Here is a 17,262-nt window from a genome sequence, read left to right as displayed (position 1 = left end):
AGTTCTGCTCGCCCCCCTCTTCCCTCCGCCCCTCTGCCCCTTCGACCCACTGCCCTTGGTCTCTTCTCCGCGTCCTCCGCGTTCAACTCTTCTTCGCGGCCTTCGCGATCTTCGCGTCCAAAAACCAACTCCGCTTCTGCCCTTTCCCCTCTGCGAAACTCCGCTCCCTCCGCGACCTCTGCGTTCTCTTCGCCTTCATGTGCCTCACACGTTGAAGTACTTCGCCTCGGGGTGGTGGACAATGATCGCTGAGGTCGACTGCTCCGGATCGATCTGCTCGTTCTCGGTGAGGACGCACCCGATGCGCTCGGGCTCGAGGAGGCGGAAGAGCTTGCGCTGGTCGGTCATGTCGGGGCAGGCGGGGTAGCCGAAGGAGTAGCGGCTGCCGCGGTACTTCTGGGTGAAGAGCTCGCGCACCTTCGGCGAGTCCTCGTTGCCGATGCCGAGTTCCTGGCGCATCCGCTTGTGCCAGAACTCCGCGAGGGCCTCGGCGGTCTCGACGCCGAAGCCGTGCAGGTAGAGGTATCTCGTGAAGTCGCCGGATTCGAACAGCACGCGGCAATGCTCCGTCGCGTTCTTCCCGACCGTCACGCAATGCAACCCGAGCACGTCAACTTCACCCGAATCGCCCGTCTCGGAATGCTGCGGCCGGAAGAAGTCGCTGATGCACAGACGCTTCTTGTCCTGTTGGCGCGGGAACGTGAAGCGTTCACGCTCGACGCGTTCGGCGAGCGGGCGGCCGGCGGACTCAGGCGTCCAGATGATGAGGTCGTCGCCATCGCTGTTGCATGGGAAATAGCCGTAGACCACGGCGGGCTCGAGGATGCGTTCGGCCTTGCAACGGTGCTTGAGGTCTTCGAGGATGGGCTTGAACTCGTCCTCGACGAGGTGTTCGTACTCGCTGTCGGAGAGGGCGCCCTTCTTGACCTGCCACTGGCCGCGGAGAAGGGCGACGGGGTTGAGGAAGGGATACACGTCGTCGAGGTCGATGCCGGTGACGACGCGCGAGCCGAAGAAGGGAGCGTGAGGAACAGGGATGTCAGAGCGGACGGTGGAGCGGATTGGCGCGTGCGTCGCAATGGATGAACGTGCGGCCTCGCCCGTGGTTCGATTGGCCGCGGCGAGCTTGGCGGCGCGGGTGTTGACGATCATCTCCTCGGCCTTGGAGCGTTTCTCGAGTCGCGAGGCGACCTCGTGTGCGAGAACATCGCTCTTGCCGGACACGAGGTGCTCCATGGTGCGGAGCCCGTCGAAGGCATCCTTGGCGTAGAAGCACTCGCCGGCGTAGAGAGGACGGAGGTGGCCCTCGGCGTAGGGGCGCGAGAGAGCCGCGCCGCCGAGGAGGAGCGGCGGGGAGAGGCCCTGCTCGTTGAGCTCCTTGATGTTCTCTTCCATCACGTTGACGGACTTGACGAGGAGGCCGGAGAGCCCGATCGCGTCGGCGTTGTGTTCCTTCCACGCGGCGACGATCGCCGGGAGGGGCTGCTTGATGCCGAGGTTGACGACCTTGTAGCCGTTGTTGGAGAGGATGATGTCGACGAGGTTCTTGCCGATGTCGTGGACATCGCCCTTGACGGTGGCGAGGACGATGGTGCCCTTGGTGGAGCCGGCCTTCTTCTCCATCTTCGGTTCGAGGTGGGCGACGGCCTGCTTCATGACCTCCGCGGACTGCAGGACGAAGGGGAGCTGCATGCGTCCGGAGCCGAAGAGCTCGCCGACGGTCTTCATGCCGTCGAGGAGATGGTCGTTGATGATGTCGAGGGGCGAGTATGTGCCGAGGGCCTCTTCGAGCGTGTCGATCAGGCCGCGCTTCTCGCCGTCGATGATGTGGGCGCGCAGCCGGGCCTCGACGGTGGTGTCGGCGGCGGCTTTGACTTCTTTGGCAGCGGCGCCGGCATCCTTGAAGAGATCGATGAAGCGTTGGAGGGGGTCGGGGGACACACCGCTCTGGAGAGCGGTGCCACCTCGGCGGTCGTAGATGAGGTCGAGGGCGGCGGCCCATTGCTCGGCGGGGATCTTGTTGTCGGGGAGGATCTTTGCGTAGTGGACGATCGCGCTCGTGAGGCCTGCGACGCGGAGCTCGTGGAGGAGGGCGGAGTTCAGGACGACACGGGCGGCGGGCGCGAGGCCGAAGGAGACGTTGGAGAGGCCGACGACGGTCTGGGCATCGGAGAAGTCGGCGGTCAGGCGGCGGACACCCTCGATGAGTTCGAGTCCAGAGCGGCGGTCGGACTCCATGCCTGTGGAGATGGGGAGGACGAGGGGATCGAAGAGGATGTCGGAGGGATCGAGGCCCCAGGTGTTGACGGCTCGCTCGAACGCGCGGCGAGCGACAGCGACCTTGCGGTCCGCGGTGCGGGCCATGGAGGACTCTTTGTCCTCATCAATGGAGCCGACCACGACGGCGGCGTTGAAGGTGCGGGCGAGCTGCATGATGGCGTCGAACTTCTCTTCGCCATCCTCGAAGTTCGCGCTGTTGATGATGCACTTGCCGGGTGCACGCCGGAGGCCCGCCTCGATGGTCTTGATCTGCGTCGAGTCGAGCATCAGGGGCACATCGACCTGACGCACCACGCGCGAGACGATCTCGCCCATGTCGCGCGGGTTGTCCCGACCGGCGTAATCGACGTTGAGGTCGAGGACGTGGGCACCCTCGCGGACCTGCTCTTTGGCGAGGGAGACGATGCCGTCCCAGTCTTCTTTCTCGAGGAGCGTCTTGAACGCGCGGCTGCCGCTGGCGTTCATGCGCTCACCGACGATGAGCATGGACGCGTCCTGGCGGTAGTCGACGACGGAGTAGAGGGAGGTGACGCCTCGGGGCGCGGGCGAGGAGGGTGCGGGCGGGCGTGCGGTGCGCAGCCCGCGCCGGTCGAGTTCCTGGATGAGCAGGGCGAGATGTTCGGGGGTTGTGCCGCAGCAGCCGCCGACGATGTTGACGCCGTCGTGCTCGACGAACTTGAGCATGGCGTCGACGAATGGCCGCGGGCCGAGGGGATATTCGGTGCGTCCCTCGACGAGAACGGGGAGGCCGGCGTTTGGCATGACGCTGACGGAGCGTGGGAGGGCGGGCGATGCGGGGCTGCGGCTGGCGAGCGAGCGCCAGTGTGCGCCGAGCCAGCGGACGTGTTCGACCATCTCGGCGGGGCCGGTGGCGCAGTTCAGACCGAGGGAGAGAATCGGGTATCCGGCGAGGGCGGTGGCCGCGGCCTCGATCGCTGTGCCCATGAGCATCGTGCCGGTGCTCTCGATGGTGACCGAGACCATGATGGGGATGTCGGTCGGGCCTTTGCCGCGCTCGGCAAGAGCTTCGAGCACGGCGTTGATGGCGCATTTGACTTGGAGGAGGTCCTGGCAGGTCTCGATGATGAAGCAGTCGCAGCCGCCGTCGATGAGGCCGAGGGCCTGCTCGCGGTAGCTGGTGCGCATGGCGTCCCAGTCGGTTTGGCCGAGGGTGAGGAGGCGTGTGCCGGGGCCGATGGAGCCGGCGACGAAGCGCGGATGGGCGGGTGTGGTGAAGCCGTCGGCGGCGTCGCGAGCGACCTTGGCGGCGAGGCGCGAGAGGTCGTAGGCCTGATCGGCGATGTTGAACTCGCCGAGCACGAGGCGGTTTGCGCCGAAGGAGTCGGTCTCGATGACATCGCAGCCGACGCGGAGGAAGGATTCGTGGATGGAGCGGATGACGTCGGGGCGGGTCTGGACGAGGATGTCGGTGCAGTTCTCGCAGCCGCGGTAGTCGCCTTCGACGGTGAGCGGGACCTTGTAGATGGCGGTGCCCATGGCACCGTCGAAGACGAGGGTGCGGCCGGAGGCGAGGATGTCGATGATGGACGGGGGCATGAGGTGTTCTCTCGTCCGGCGCGTGCGGCGACGGGGGACGAGCGATGGTACGCACCATTCATCCGTTTATCCGGATCAATGGATGAATGGAGCGGGCGCGGGTGTTGGCGTGTGGGGAAAAGAAAAGCACGCGGCCCGGAGTTCGGTGCCGCGTGGGGAGGACGGTTTGGATGGGCGTGGCTTACTTCTTGGCGAAGTAGTTGCCGGAATACTTGCGCTGGAACTTCTCGACGCGGCCAGCGGCGTCAACGAAGGTCTGCTTGCCGGTGAAGAAGGGGTGCGAGCCGGACCACACTTCGACGTGGAGCTCGGGGACGGTTGCGCCGCAGGTCATGACGACCTGGCCATTGTGGTAGACCTGGCAGTTGGGGTAGTACTTGGGGTGGATCTTGTCCTTCATGGCCTGCTCCGTCTCTGCGATCGTTGTCGTGCGCCGGGACTCGGCGCGTGGGTTCGTGAGGGCGCGGGCGGCTCGCAGGGCGGAATCTGGGGGCGGGCCGACGGCGGTATGTCGAGCCGGAATGGTAGCGGGGTGTACGGCTGGAGCAAGGGGGACGGGTAGCCGATACTTGACCGAGCAGGGGTGAGGTCTAACCTTTCCCCGCTTGGATTCCGGGTGCTGGGCGGCGGTGCCGCGTGGTGGCCGGAAGACAGGCGACAACCGATTCCCCGATAGCTCAATGGTAGAGCGACCGGCTGTTAACCGGTAGGTTCTAGGTTCGAGTCCTAGTCGGGGAGTTCACCGCCGCCACGTGAAAGCGTGGCGGTTTTGCTTGGCGGATTGGGCGGTTTGGCCCCTCTCGGCAAGGGCGCGGAAACGCCGGGGTTTCCGGGGTCAAACGCGAGGTGGCCCAAGACGCCGCGCTCTCTGGTATGACTGGTACGAGGAGCATGCGACGGGAACCCCAAGCGTTCCGGTCCGACTCTCGGCCAAACCTCTCAAACTCTCGCCGACTCTCGGTTAGCGCACCCACCGGTTTGACGCGGGGTTGCGATCCCTAATCCCCTTCAGAGAGATGACGGCAAACTCAGGGACGAGCATGCCCGCTGCTGTCCTGCTTATTGGCCCTGATGCACCCGCTGAGCCCGATCCGATAGAATCTCTACCTGGAGCAAAGCGTTGCCGCCAAGCGAACACCATCCCGAACGCCCGACCGAAGCAGTTGCTCCCGATGATGCAGCCAACGTACTTTCCTTGACGTTCGATGAGGGTGCGCTTGCGGGGGGAGAAGTGCCCATCGCAGTCCTTGCCCAGAAGCTGCAGGCGCTTCAGAACCTCCTGTACCATGCTGCGGCATCTGTCGAAGGGCACGATGGAGCCCGGCTTGGGCACTGGTCAAACCGATACCGGAAGATCGCCGAGGTCGTGTTCAAGCAGACTCGGGCGGGGAGTCTGGTAGTTGAGACGGCGCTTCCAGAAGCGGATGCGTTGTTTGAGCAACAGCGACACACGGTCGATCTCGCGTTCGCCGCTGCGCGAGCAGCTGCAGATGGGGACTTTGATCGCATGCCCCGGGGGTACGGAAGAGACGAGCGAATCTATTTGCTTCGAGCGGCCGAGGACCTGTGTCCGTTCACGCTCGACGATTACGCTGTAGTTCTTTCGAACGGCCGAGTCGGGCATGATCCAGTTCGACTTACGAGCGCGACCCGGCGAGCAGTCCGAGAGATGGTGGTTCGTGAACAGGCCCCCCGGATGACCATCGAAGCAGAACGAGTGATCGTTGGACAGCTTGTTCAGATCAATGTGGACGGCGATGATCGGAAAATCCTGCTTCGTGTCCCAACGCCCGCAGGCGGCGTGATAGTGCCATGCTTTTATCCCACATCTCTGCGGGACCAAGTCGCTAACCTCGTCGGCGGCTCCTTGGTTGAGGTTCGGGGCTCCGCCACCCTGACAACTTCGCAGCAGTTGCAGTCAATCTCAGATGTCTACAGCGTCGAGATGGTTGATACCGATCCGATTCAACTGGCCTCTTTGGTCTACGGCGGCACGCGGTACACATTTGTCCCGAAGGCTTCGTTCGACGTCGAATACGTCGAGGGCTTATGGGTGTATTCGAGCGACCTTCTGAATGTCAGCGGCTTCGCCGCTAGTCGCGAGGCAGCTCTATCGGAGGTTGCAGAGTCGCTTGACTATGCCTGGAACGAGATTGCTCAGGCAGCTGACGCCGACCTTGAGGGAATGGCTATCGAACTCAAGCAGCGTCTGTTGGCCCAAGTGAGAGCTGAGGCGCTCAACACAGGAGGGGCCTGATGCCTCAGAATGCAGACAAGGTACGGGCTGCGCTCACTTCGAAGGGCTTTCAGCGAAGCAACTCGAAGGACGAGATGTACCACTTCTTCGTCGATGGCAAGAAGACGGCCGTGTGGACGAAGATCAGCCATGGGGAGAAGGAAATCCATGATGGACTCCTCGCGACCATGTCTCGCAGGCAGTTGCGACTCTCTCGGGGACAGTTTGACCAACTCGTCGAGTGCCCGCTCTCACGCGATGCGTATCTTGAGATCCTCAGAAAGCAGGGCGTAGTCTCGCGCCCCGAAATCGCTGTTCAACCGCCAACCGCGGAGAGAGTCTCGGGAAGCCGGTAGTCGTCGCAACCGAGGATGATTCAAGCCGGCCCGATTGGCATCCCGCCACGATTCGCATTGATTGCGTAGATGGTGGTTAACGCCCCGCTGGCGGGCGGCAACTCATCCCACGCATGCCTGACCACGGGCTCGCGCACGGACACACCGATGACGATCGACCCCGACGAGCAGGTCGAGCGCGATGACCTCGCGCCGACCGAGCGACTGCACATCATCGCCGAACTGCTGGCCGAAGGTATCCGCCGCCAGCGCGCCGACGCGCGCCGCATGGCCGACGGTGCGCCGCATCCAGAAAGAGAGGCCGATGGACTTGAACCATCGCAGCCGGTTCGCCTTGATCGTCCGACCCCCCACCGTGGTTGACGCCTCGCGAACCGGAGAGTCTCGATGCCCACCAAGACCAATGACATCCATGCGACGGTCCAGACGCTTGGCCGTCTGACGGTCCCTGAACTGAAGCAGCGGTACGCCGAGGTCTTCGGCGAGCCGACGCGGACGAGCCACAAGCAGTACCTCATCAAGCGGATCGTCTGGCGCATGCAGGCGCTCCGCGAAGGCGCGCTGTCGGATCGGGCCCGCCGCCGCGCTATCGAACTGGCCGACGACGCCGAGATCCGGCTCACGGCCCCGAGAGCGTCTGCGCCCGGACCCGGCACCGTGATCACCGCCGCTTTCGACGCGGGACGACCGGCCACGTTCCCGAAGCCGGGCAGCGTGATCCGCCGCGAGTACAAGGGGAAGGCGATCGTGGTGCGGGTGCTGCCGCGCGGGTTTGAATATGAGGGCGAGGTCTATCGCTCGCTCACCGCTATCGCCCAGAAGGTGACCGGGGCGCACTGGAACGGGGTGAGTTTCTTCGGGCTGCCGTCCGCACGCGCCAAGAAGGGATCGGAGGCCAACGTATGAGCAAACGGCCGGACCCAAAGCCCCCCACTCGCGTGCGGTGCGCCATCTACACCCGCAAGAGTTCACAGGACGGCCTCGAGCAGGAGTTCAACTCGCTGGACGCCCAGCGGGAGAGCGCGGAGGCGTACATCGCCAGCCAGAAGGCCGAGGGATGGACCTGCCTCGCGGACCGGTACGACGACGGCGGCTTCACCGGGGGGAACATGGACCGGCCGGCGCTTGGACGCTTGATGGCCGACATCGAGGCGGGCAAGGTGGACTGCGTCGTGGTCTACAAGGTGGACCGCCTCAGCCGCTCACTGATCGACTTCGCGCGGCTGATGGAACTGTTCGACCGGAAGAAGATCTCCTTTGTCTCGGTCACGCAGCAGTTCAACACCACGCAGTCGATGGGGCGGCTCACGCTGAACATCCTGCTCTCGTTTGCGCAGTTCGAGCGGGAGATCATCTCAGAGCGGACCCGTGACAAGATTGCGGCGTCGCGCCGAAAGGGGAAGTGGTCGGGAGGCCGCCGCATCCTCGGGTATGACGTGGACCCGGTGTCCAAGCGGCTCGTGGTCAACGAGGCCGAGGCAGAGTTGGTGCGAGAGATCTTCAGGATGTACGTGGCCAAGAAGTCGCTGCTGGAGGTCTGCCGCGAGTTGAACGGGCGTGGCATCCGCACGAAGGCCGTGACGACCCCGAAGGGGTACGCCTACGGCGGCCGTGAATGGGACAAGGCGGCTGTGCTCAAGATCTTCACCAACGTGCTCTATCGGGGCCGTGTGCGGTACAAGACAGAGACGTTCGTGGGCGAGCACGACGCGATCGTGACCGACGCCTTGTGGAACGAGGTCCATGAGTTGCTCAGGACCAACGGGCGTTCGGGGGGCATGCTCGTCCGCAACAAGCACGGGGCCCTGCTGAAGGGCCTGATCCACTGCGGGCCCTGCGGCGTCATGATGGGGCACACGACCACCAACAAGGGCGGCAGCCGCCTTTATCGGTACTACACCTGCTATCGAGCGCAGAAGCAGGGCTGGGACTCGTGCCCGTGCCGCTCGCTCCCAGCGGAGCAGATCGAGGGGTTCGTGATCGAGCAGATCAAGCGGATCGGGAAGGACCCGGACCTGCTGTCGCTTACGCTGGCCCGGTGCCGCGAGGAACTGGGAACTCGGGGGGCAGCGGCGGAGAGCGAGATGGCCGACGTCGAGCGGGAACTGACCCGCCTCCACGCTGACCTCCGGCGCACGGCGGGCGACGCGGCGACCAACGGGCACGCGGTCGCCCGGCTGGCCGACCTGCACCTGAAGGTCCAGGCAGCGGACGAGCGAGTGGCCACGCTTCGGGCGGAGATTGCGGAAGCCGACGTGGGCCGGATGAGCAAGGTGGAGGTGGACGCGGCGCTGGCGGAGTTCGATGGAGTCTGGACCCGACTCTCGCCCAAGGAACAGGCGCGGCTCATGCGGACGCTGATCCAGCGGGTGGACTATGACGCGACGAAGGGATCGGTCTCGATCACCTTCCATCCGCTCGGGCTGCGGTCCCTTGGACAGCGAGCGGCACCGGAGAACGCGGCATGAGCGAAGGCATCACAATGAGCTTCAAGGTCCACTTCACGCGCGGCCAGACAGGGCAGCGGCTGATGCACGAGGGGACGAAGCCGCCACCGGCCCCTGTCGCGGGCGGGCGAGTCCCCCGTATCTCACGGCTGATGGCGCTGGCCATCCGGTTCGACGAACTGGTCCGGCGTGGTGCGGTGACGGACTTCGCCGAGATTGCGGAACTGGGGCAGGTCACACGGGCGCGGGTGAGCCAGATCGTGAACCTGCTGAACCTCGATCCGACCCTTCAGGAGGCGCTCCTGTTCCTGCCGCTGGTGGCCGGGGAGCGGGAGACGGTCTCCGAGCGGGATGTGCGGGCAATCGCGGCCGAACCGGACTGGGGGCGGCAGCGGGAGATGTGGCTGGGTCTCGTTGACAGCGTGGTGTTGGCGTGAGCTGCGGAGAATCAGAAGGGATCCGACCGGCCCCGACTACTCGACTGGGTATGCCTCGTCGAACCATTGCCCCGCAACATCGGGTGTGGGCGCGGGCTCTCCCGAATCGATCATGGTCTTGAGTTGAGAAAGACTCTGCTTCGACGGCGGTAAATGACCGCGATCTCGCATGTAAGACATGACTCCGGTGAGGATCGTCACAACGATCGATTCCCATCTGCCGTCAATCGTGACCGCCAGCTCTGAAAACGCGAGACGGGCCAGCGCGTGTCCATCGGGAACGTTTCCATTAACGTCATGGTTGAAAAAATCGCTCAACCCTGCGTCGTGGAGCTTCTTGCCCGACACGCCACTCGCTCGCGCTGCTTCATGAATCGCACGGGAGAGATGTTGCTTCAAACTGCTGCCTCAGCCGAAGACCTCGCGTAGGTCACGCCTCACGGATTCAACTGACGAGCGTAGGGACTCAGTCTCATCGTCGCTGGCAACATCCAGATAGATGTGCAACTCGCGGCCATCAGGCGTTTCTCGCCATGTCCTGCTGCGATCGTGAGACTCTTTGCTGATGGCGACGCCAGTCTTGTCTCCCACCCAGTTCAATGCGCTGGTGATCGCCTCTACCTCGTTGGGGTCCAGCTCTATCGAATCTCCACAATACACGTAGACATCTTCGGTATAGGGACCCACTGGATGCTGGCTCGCCTTGAGCGTATTCTCGGCGATCATTGAGCGAATGATCTGTTCACCTTGATCGATCCCAGGACCATTCGGCATGCGAACTATCGGGTGCGACGTCAAATACCGGCCATGGCGCTTCCAATAGAACAGATGGGCGTCGTAGAACACCTTGTAGAGACGAACACGTCCGTTGTAGCTGCCGCCCGCAGTTTGGATGATCGCCGCGATTAACCGCTTGGCGTCATTGAATGTGCTATTCGGTCGTGTCATCGATCCACCCCTCGCGCGCCAATCGCGTGCGGATCCACAAGCGTGTGGCCAGTGCAGATCGCCGTCATGGTATACGGCGTTTGTTTGTAGATCAACATACTTCCACCGATTTCATTTACCGATCATCGGGCGGATCTGTTCGATTTCCCGCACACCTTTTGAGACGTGCGGATGAGAAGGTGTATCGGTGACCGAGACGGGCGGTGTTGGTTAGGGCGGCCAGGCCCAAGTTGGGACTCGTCCACAATCCGCATACATTGGTCTCCATAGCGGCGAGTTGCCTATATGGGGGCTTCGCTGGAGGTTCCTGCAACGTTGGCCGAGCGAGATACAGAGCGTGCAAGATCGACGGAGAAGGCTGTGGCAGCGCCTTCAGGTCCAGCGTACCTCTTCGCGCTGCGACCGCAGGAACAACCCGGACGGTCAACAGCCTTCTACAAGGCGTCAACGCGTGATGTGGCCGAGTCTCTCGTCAGGGCATTCTCCCGTGACCAGCCCGCTGCGCCTGGCTGGGAGTTCGCGATTGTTCCCGCATCCTCCCTCGATAGCGTTGACCGTGTGCTGATCGATGAGGCCATGGACCGCCTGGATTGCTACTGGGACCCTTTTTCCAGTGTATACGAATCCGAGCCGTCACATGACCTGATGCAACGAGCGGCATTCAAGCGGCAGGCCGCAGAATGGGAAGACGCGTTCAAAAGGCAGGCGATCCCTGCAGAGCAACCTGAGGACGAACCACCAGCGAGTGCGTCAGCGATCGCAGACGCCTCGATGCTGGCCATGATTCTTCGAGACGCCCTCGCCGTCCAACTCGACTATCCGGAAGCTGGATCAACCCCTCAACACCTCTCGCTGATGAAGGAGGTGCAAGAGCGGCTCGCACGCGCCCTCGATCGCCCCGGTATGAACCGGCTCAAAGTCCTCGCCGTGTCGGCACTCGAGATCCACGATGTGCCGGAACCGGCCAAATGGAGCATGTTCGCCACAGCGGCCGCGACGTGGCACCCCCAGTTCGCGGACGGCCCGGTCAATGACGCGGAACTCGAAGGGGCAATCAAGCGGGCATTGCTGCTGTGTCAGAGTACCGCGCATCCCGAGATTCTCGCGCTCGCACAGCGACTGGGCGAGTTCATGATGTTGATGTGCCGCCGTCCGACCGGGTCCCACGATCCGGCATTCAAGTATCCCGCTCGGGCGGCTTATCTCCTGGATCGCTACTGGCGGCTCGCCAAGCGGCTCATTCACACGCACATGGAGATCCATGTCGGGTTCACGCCCCATCCCCTCACTCGCGTCATCGAGAACTTGCGAGATCGCATCGCCGGGTGCTTTGACCTCCTCAAGGACCAGCCTGATGCAACTGCGGCATCGGAGGAGGCTGACACACTGCTGAAGGCGTTGTCCGAGGGAGAGAAGGACGATCTGTTCATCATGGAAGAGTGGGCCGAAGGCGCGATCCGGCGCGTCGAACTGTTCATCGCGAGGATGGGCATGACACTCGGCATCTGGCATGGCAAGATGACGCAGGCCGAGACGTTCTTCGTCACCCATGTCGAGCCCTTGATTACGGAACACACCGCCAACGTGAAGGCTGAATGGCGGAAGCTTCAACGACACGCCAACGCTATCGGTGCCCAGAATGCCGCGCAGCGCGGCTCCGATGAGGGTTTGGCCTCGAACTCGTCCTCGGACGCGGCCGGGAACAGCCCTCCACCGCCCGTTCAGAAGGGCCCTCGCGTGGTGCTGGGGAATCGCGGCGAGCCATGCCTCGTGGATGGCAAAGAGATGCCGCCCCTCACAGATGGTCGTTACGCCGTTATCGAGGCGCTGATCAAGGCTGGCGAGGATGGCCTAACGAAGGACGCGATCGAAGCGGTTCGAGGCAGCGCACGCCGCATGCTGGAAGATCTGAGCGAACTACATCCGGAATGGGCCGCCGTCATCCAGATGGCTGGCCAGACCAACGGGCGCTATCGGATTAGGCTGTAGCGATTCGCGTGCACCTTTGACCACCTCCGTATGCACGACCATACACCACCACCGCGCTGAAACTTCGGCCTGATCGCAATGACGCGGTCGCAAGCCAAAGGAGACAGCCGGTGACCCAACCCATCCGCCCGCCTGAATAGTCCGGACTGCCGAAGTCGGCCCGCCCGGGCCGCGCTCGGCTCCACCCCTCCGATCCGAGTCGGGTGCGCTCCAGCGGCCACGCCCTCGGCACCTCGTTCCCCACCCCTCAACGACCTCGTAGAACGCGGCCAACCGCCTCGGGCGCTGTGGCTGCGCGAAAAAGGCACCCGATGCTTATCGATCCCAAAGACTTGCAGTTCGCCAACATGGTCATCGCACGCCGGATCCAGGCGCTGCGATCCTCCGGCTCCCTTCCCAACGGCGAAGTAGAGGACTTCGCCGCCGAATTGATGCTGCACCTGCTCAGCGTCTGGGATGACTTTGACCACACCCGAGGCACCCGCGAGGCGTACATCAACACGGTCGTCACCACCCGCTCGGTGTCCCTGCTCCGGAAGCGCAAGGCCAAGAAGCGAGGCAGCGCACAGCCTGCGGCGGATGTCGATCCCGGCGAGTGCGCGGACCATCAGACCGATGGCGAGGCCGCCGAGCGGCTCTCGGACCTCAAGGCGGACCTTGAGGTGGTGATGGAACGACTGAGCCCCATGCAGCGGCGTCTGGTGAACCGGCTGATGCGCGACGCCGTCAAGCCCGTGGCCGACGCGCTCGGCATGCCCCGGAGCACCCTTCGCGGCCATTGCCGCCGGATGCGGGACATCTTCAAGGACGCCGGGCTGGAGGGCTATCTGTGAACGCCGCCGCCACCTTGCCGCCGGTTCGCGTAGATGTGCTGAGGAGCCAATCTATGACGACCCACGACCTGCGAACCGGCCGATCTGTCTACCGCTTTGAGTTCAACCCCGGAACGGACATGGGGTCCGTCGAGGACACGCTGCTCCTGGCGATTCTGTCGGTCGGGTGCCTGCACGGGCAGGCGGCAGTTCGGTTGGAGACGGGCTACGCGATCGATGCCGACGCGGGTGTGGTTGTGCTGGATGCCGAGGCGCCTCTGGGCGTCGCGGTCGCGAGAGTCTTCGTGGGGATGTGCTCCCATGAGTACGGGGACGACGCCTTCCGCGTGACCCGCGGAGAGGCGTCCGCCGCCCGGGAACTCGTGGGCTCGCCGTGAGCCCTTGGGGCTCAAGGGAATTGGGACGCAGGAGCGCGAATGACGGTGTTGGACGCGCCAACCGGGGTTGATGGGCACCGCTCGGTGGTGGACGCGGCACGGTCATATCTCGCGCGCAACCTCATGCCGGTGCCGATCCCGGCGCGCATGAAGGGACCCGTCGAGAAGGGCTGGCCGGAGTGGCGTTTTACGCACGACAACATCGCCCTGCACTTTGGGGGCGACGGGAACATCGGCCTCATCCTCGGCGAGCCCAGCGGCCACCTCGTGGATGTCGATTTGGATTGTGCCGAGGCGATCGAATGGGCGTCCGCCTACCTCCCTCCAACCGCCGTCGTCACGGGCCGGGCGGCCAAGCCGGGCTCGCACTGGTGGTACCGGTGCCCCGGCATCGTCACCACGCAGTTCCGCGACCCGAAGACGAGCAAGATGATGGTCGAGCTGCGCGGTACCGGCGTGCAGACGGTCGTCGGCCCGAGCATCCACCCCGACGGCGATGTCTACGACATGCTGGACGGCGAGCCGACGGCGGTCGAGCGCGAGGTGCTCGAAGCGGGCGTCCGGGCGCTGGTCCGGAAGGTCCTCGAACTCCGGGGGCATGATCCTGACCACTTCGACAAGATCAAGCGGGCCCCCGCGTCTCACGCCCTCGTGCCCGTTGAGCAGTCGGCCGAGACGATCAAACGCCGCGCGATCGCGTACCTCGAGATGGTCCCGGGAGCGATCTCCGGATGCGGCGGGCACGCCCAGACCTATGCCGCCGCGACGGCGCTGGTGCATGGGTTCGGGCTCGACCCCGACGTCGCGCTGGCCATCTTGCTTGAGCGGTACAACCCGCGCTGCGAGCCGCCGTGGACCGAGCGGGAACTCCGGCACAAGGTGGAAGACGCCGCGAGCAAGACGCACCGGATGCCCTTCGGCTGGCTGCGTGACGCGGGGCCGGACGCGACTGGCCAGATCGATCTGTCGGGGCTCATGGGAGGCGAAGTCGCGGTTGCGGGGACGGAGGACGCCATGATGGAGATCGACATCGGCGAGCCCGAGACCCCTGCAGATCCCCATCCCGATCCGGGTCCCATGCCGGAGCACTTGCTGGACGTCCCCGGTCTGATCGGCGAGGTCATGGCGTTCAACCTTTCGACCGCCACCCGCGCCCAGCCCATCCTGTCGCTGGCGGGCGCGATCGCACTCCAGTCAGTCCTGGCCGGGCGCAAGGTCCGTGACGAGCGCGGCAACCGGACCAACCTCTATATCGTGGGCGTCGCCTCGTCCGGCGCTGGCAAGGACCACGCCCGCCGGATCAACAAGTCGATCCTCGCGGCCGCGAACCTCATGCACCTTGAAGGGAACGAGGATCTGGCCTCCGACGCCGGTCTCGTCACGGCGGCGGTGCAGAGCCCCGCGATCCTCTTCCAACTGGACGAGTTCGGCCGGTTCCTCAGGACCACCGGCGACGCCCGGAAGTCCCCTCACCTTCACAACGTAGTGACAGTCCTGATGCGGCTCTACTCGTCGGCCGACGTAGTCTTCAAGAGCAAGGCGTACGCGGACGACCGCCGCAACCAGACGATCGACCAGCCTTGCGTGGTGCTGCTCGGGACCACCGTGCCGCAGAACTTCTTCGAGTCGCTGACCGCCGAGAGCATCACGGACGGGTTCATGGCCCGCCTGTTGGTCTTTGAGACCGACGACATGCCCGAGCGGACATGGGGCAGCGTGGCGGAGGTGCCGGAGCCCATCGTCGAGGCGGCGGACTGGTGGGGCGCGTTCACGCCCGGCAACCACGCCGGGGGATCGCGGCCGCAGCCGCTCGTGGTCAAGGCCACTCCCGAAGCCCAGGCCGTCTTCGACTCCTTCGCCGCACGGATCGACATCGAGATGCGCATGGGGAACGAGGTGGCCCGTTCGCTCTGGGCCCGCACGGAGGAGAAGGCGTGCCGCCTGGCGCTCGTCTACGCCTGCTCGGCCAATCGGGAGCGGCCCCAGATCGATGCGGCGGCCGCTCAGTGGGCGTGCGACCTCTCGGAGCACCTGACGCGCCGGATGCTGCATCTGGCCAGTCGCTGGGTGACGGAGGGGGCCTTCGACGCACGTGTGAAGCGGGTGGTGCGGATCCTGACCGACGCTGGCGGAACGATGTCGGCGTCCGACCTCACCCGCAAGACGCAATGGATGTCGGTCCGCGAGCGACGAGACGTGATGGATCATCTCGTCGAAGCAGAGCGGCTGAGCGTGAGAACCGAACCAACCAAGTCGAAGCCGAGGACCGTGTACGAACTGAAGGCGTAAAGGAGAAAGTTCAAACTTCAAGTCCTGTTCATTTGTCACGAGCGAGGAGAGATTGCGCGAAGAACTGGTCTTGAAGTTTGAAGTATCTCTCTCTCCTTCTTTCTCTCTCGCTCAATTGGACAAGACGCGGAAGGCCAGTAGGTCGCTGTGGACTCAAGGGGATCGAGCAATGACGACGACAGGGATGTCAATCGAGATGCGTGGCGTGGATGAGATCAAGCCCTACCCGAACAACCCGCGCGTGAACGACGGCGCGGTCGAGGCGGTGGCGCGGTCGATCAAGGAGTATGGATTCCGCCAGCCGATCGTCGTGGACCGTGAGGGGGTCGTGATCGTCGGCCATACGAGGCTGAAAGCGGCCAAGCACCTCGGGCTCGAGAAGGTGCCGGTGCACGTCGCCGACCTGACGCCGGAGCAGGCCAAGGCGTACCGGCTCGCGGACAACAGAACAGCACTGATCGCCGAGTGGTCTGACGAACTCCTCGCGGTCGAACTCGGCGAGCTGAAGGCACTCGACATCGATCTCGGCGGGTTGGGCTTCACCGATGTCGAGATCTCGAAGTTGCTTGAACCGGGCCTCGAGGTCGGCGCGACGGATCCGGACGACATCCCCGCGCCACCGGACGATCCGATCACGCAGCCGGGCGACCTGTGGATCTTGGGCAACCACCGTCTCCTGTGCGGCGACAGCGGGAGCGTTGCGGATCTCGATCGCCTGCTCGACGGCGCGGTGATCCATCTCTGTAACACGGACCCGCCGTACAACGTGAAGGTCGAGCCGCGGAGCAACAACGCGATCGCGGCTGGGTTGTCATCGTTCAGCGCGACGAACACGCAGCCGCGCAACCACCACCAGCGCTTCGATGCCGCACGCAACCCCGCCAGCAGAAAGGGGACGGGCAAGCAGATGCGCGCGAAGGACCGACCGCTGGCGAACGACTTTGTCAGCGACGAAGAGTTCGATCGTCTGCTGGATGCGTGGTTCGGCAACATCGCGCGCGTGCTGATGCCCGGCGGCGGGTTCTACATCTGGGGCGGCTATGCGAACTGCGCGAACTACCCGCCGGTGCTGAAGCGGCACGGGCTGTACTTCTCGCAAGCCATCATCTGGCACAAGATGCATCCGGTGCTGACGCGGAAGGACTTCATGGGTGACCACGAGTGGTGTTTTTATGGCTGGCGTGAGGGCGCAGCGCACCGCTTCTTCGGGCCGAACAACGTGCCCGACGTGTGGCAGGTGAAGAAGGTGAACCCGCAGAGCATGGTGCACTTGACGGAGAAGCCCGTCGAGTTGGCCAAGCGCGCGATGGAGTACTCCTCGCAGCCGGGCGAGAACGTGTTGGATTTGTTCGGAGGATCGGGGAGCACTCTGATCGCCGCCGAGCAGACGGGCCGCAAGGCGTTCTTGATGGAACTCGACGCGCCGTACTGCGACGTGATTGTGCAGCGATGGGAGAACTTCACGGGGAAGAAGGCGGAGCGGATTCAGGGGGCAGCGAAGGCGTGAACGCCT

Annotated in this window: 16 protein-coding genes and 1 tRNA gene; 11 read left to right on the top strand and 6 right to left on the bottom strand. The window is 64.3% G+C overall.

Annotated features, from left to right (window positions below; translation table 11 throughout):
* Positions 1-204 precede the first annotated feature (204 nt).
* Together metH and rpmE are read right to left on the bottom strand one after the other, a co-directional pair.
* On the bottom strand, positions 205-3,837 hold the full coding sequence (gene metH / locus KF838_04950; protein QYK49201.1) for a methionine synthase: 3,633 nt from the start codon (positions 3,835-3,837) through the stop codon (positions 205-207).
* Between the two features lie 181 nt (positions 3,838-4,018).
* Positions 4,019-4,237: a 50S ribosomal protein L31 gene (gene rpmE / locus KF838_04945; GenBank protein ID QYK49200.1), complete on the bottom strand. Its 219-nt coding sequence runs from the start codon at positions 4,235-4,237 to the stop codon at positions 4,019-4,021.
* 266 nt (positions 4,238-4,503) lie between these two features.
* Between rpmE and KF838_04940 the strand changes: the two genes are divergently transcribed.
* Positions 4,504-4,575, top strand: a tRNA-Asn gene (locus KF838_04940).
* Between the two features lie 598 nt (positions 4,576-5,173).
* On the opposite strand, the gene KF838_04935 is transcribed toward KF838_04940, so the two are convergent.
* Positions 5,174-5,461: a hypothetical protein gene (locus KF838_04935; GenBank protein QYK49199.1), complete on the bottom strand. Its 288-nt coding sequence runs from the start codon at positions 5,459-5,461 to the stop codon at positions 5,174-5,176.
* A gap of 45 nt (positions 5,462-5,506) precedes the next feature.
* Here KF838_04935 and KF838_04930 point away from each other — a divergent pair, with 45 nt between their 5' ends.
* Positions 5,507-6,094, top strand: coding sequence for a hypothetical protein (locus KF838_04930; protein ID QYK49198.1), 588 nt, complete (start codon positions 5,507-5,509; stop codon positions 6,092-6,094).
* Positions 6,094-6,429: a hypothetical protein gene (locus KF838_04925; protein ID QYK49197.1), complete on the top strand. Its 336-nt coding sequence runs from the start codon at positions 6,094-6,096 to the stop codon at positions 6,427-6,429. Before KF838_04930 ends, KF838_04925 begins: the two co-directional genes overlap by 1 nt.
* Before the next feature lie 102 nt (positions 6,430-6,531).
* Here the strand turns inward: KF838_04925 and KF838_04920 are convergent, their stop codons facing one another.
* Positions 6,532-6,843 (bottom strand): hypothetical protein, encoded by a 312-nt coding sequence (locus KF838_04920; protein QYK49196.1) that lies wholly within the window; start codon positions 6,841-6,843, stop codon positions 6,532-6,534.
* Here KF838_04920 and KF838_04915 point away from each other — a divergent pair.
* From KF838_04915 to KF838_04905, 3 genes are read left to right on the top strand one after another with little or no spacing between them, the layout of a single operon-like run.
* Positions 6,817-7,335 (top strand): DUF2924 domain-containing protein, encoded by a 519-nt coding sequence (locus KF838_04915; protein QYK49195.1) that lies wholly within the window; start codon positions 6,817-6,819, stop codon positions 7,333-7,335. The genes KF838_04920 and KF838_04915 overlap by 27 nt on opposite strands.
* Positions 7,332-8,897 carry a recombinase family protein gene (locus KF838_04910; protein QYK49194.1) on the top strand — a complete coding sequence of 522 codons (1,566 nt, stop codon included), beginning with the start codon at positions 7,332-7,334 and terminating at the stop codon, positions 8,895-8,897. The genes KF838_04915 and KF838_04910 overlap by 4 nt, the downstream gene beginning before the upstream one ends.
* Positions 8,894-9,313, top strand: a complete 420-nt coding sequence (locus KF838_04905) for a hypothetical protein (protein ID QYK49193.1) — start codon at positions 8,894-8,896, stop codon at positions 9,311-9,313. The genes KF838_04910 and KF838_04905 overlap by 4 nt, the downstream gene beginning before the upstream one ends.
* A gap of 36 nt (positions 9,314-9,349) precedes the next feature.
* On the opposite strand, the gene KF838_04900 is transcribed toward KF838_04905, so the two are convergent.
* Positions 9,350-9,661 (bottom strand): hypothetical protein, encoded by a 312-nt coding sequence (locus tag KF838_04900; GenBank protein QYK49192.1) that lies wholly within the window; start codon positions 9,659-9,661, stop codon positions 9,350-9,352.
* A gap of 60 nt (positions 9,662-9,721) precedes the next feature.
* Positions 9,722-10,261: a DUF4065 domain-containing protein gene (locus KF838_04895; GenBank protein ID QYK49191.1), complete on the bottom strand. Its 540-nt coding sequence runs from the start codon at positions 10,259-10,261 to the stop codon at positions 9,722-9,724.
* Between the two features lie 558 nt (positions 10,262-10,819).
* Between KF838_04895 and KF838_04890 the strand changes: the two genes are divergently transcribed.
* The 5 genes from KF838_04890 to KF838_04870 all read left to right on the top strand — a co-directional run bounded on the left by KF838_04890 (position 10,820) and on the right by KF838_04870 (position 17,256).
* Positions 10,820-12,250, top strand: coding sequence for a hypothetical protein (locus KF838_04890; protein ID QYK49190.1), 1,431 nt, complete (start codon positions 10,820-10,822; stop codon positions 12,248-12,250).
* A gap of 311 nt (positions 12,251-12,561) precedes the next feature.
* Positions 12,562-13,083 (top strand): sigma-70 family RNA polymerase sigma factor, encoded by a 522-nt coding sequence (locus KF838_04885; GenBank protein QYK49189.1) that lies wholly within the window; start codon positions 12,562-12,564, stop codon positions 13,081-13,083.
* A gap of 53 nt (positions 13,084-13,136) precedes the next feature.
* Complete coding sequence (locus KF838_04880) at positions 13,137-13,460, top strand: hypothetical protein (GenBank protein QYK49188.1); 324 nt, start codon at positions 13,137-13,139, stop codon at positions 13,458-13,460.
* Positions 13,461-13,499: 39 nt separating this feature from the next.
* Positions 13,500-15,749: a DUF3987 domain-containing protein gene (locus tag KF838_04875; protein QYK49187.1), complete on the top strand. Its 2,250-nt coding sequence runs from the start codon at positions 13,500-13,502 to the stop codon at positions 15,747-15,749.
* A 169-nt stretch (positions 15,750-15,918) separates the two neighbouring features.
* Positions 15,919-17,256 carry a ParB N-terminal domain-containing protein gene (locus KF838_04870; GenBank protein ID QYK49186.1) on the top strand — a complete coding sequence of 446 codons (1,338 nt, stop codon included), beginning with the start codon at positions 15,919-15,921 and terminating at the stop codon, positions 17,254-17,256.
* The last annotated feature ends 6 nt before the right edge of the window (positions 17,257-17,262 follow it).

This window comes from Phycisphaeraceae bacterium (genome assembly GCA_019454185.1).
Taxonomy (GTDB): Bacteria; Planctomycetota; Phycisphaerae; order Phycisphaerales; family UBA1924; genus JAHBWV01.
This window is presented reverse-complemented; position numbering and strand designations above follow the sequence as displayed.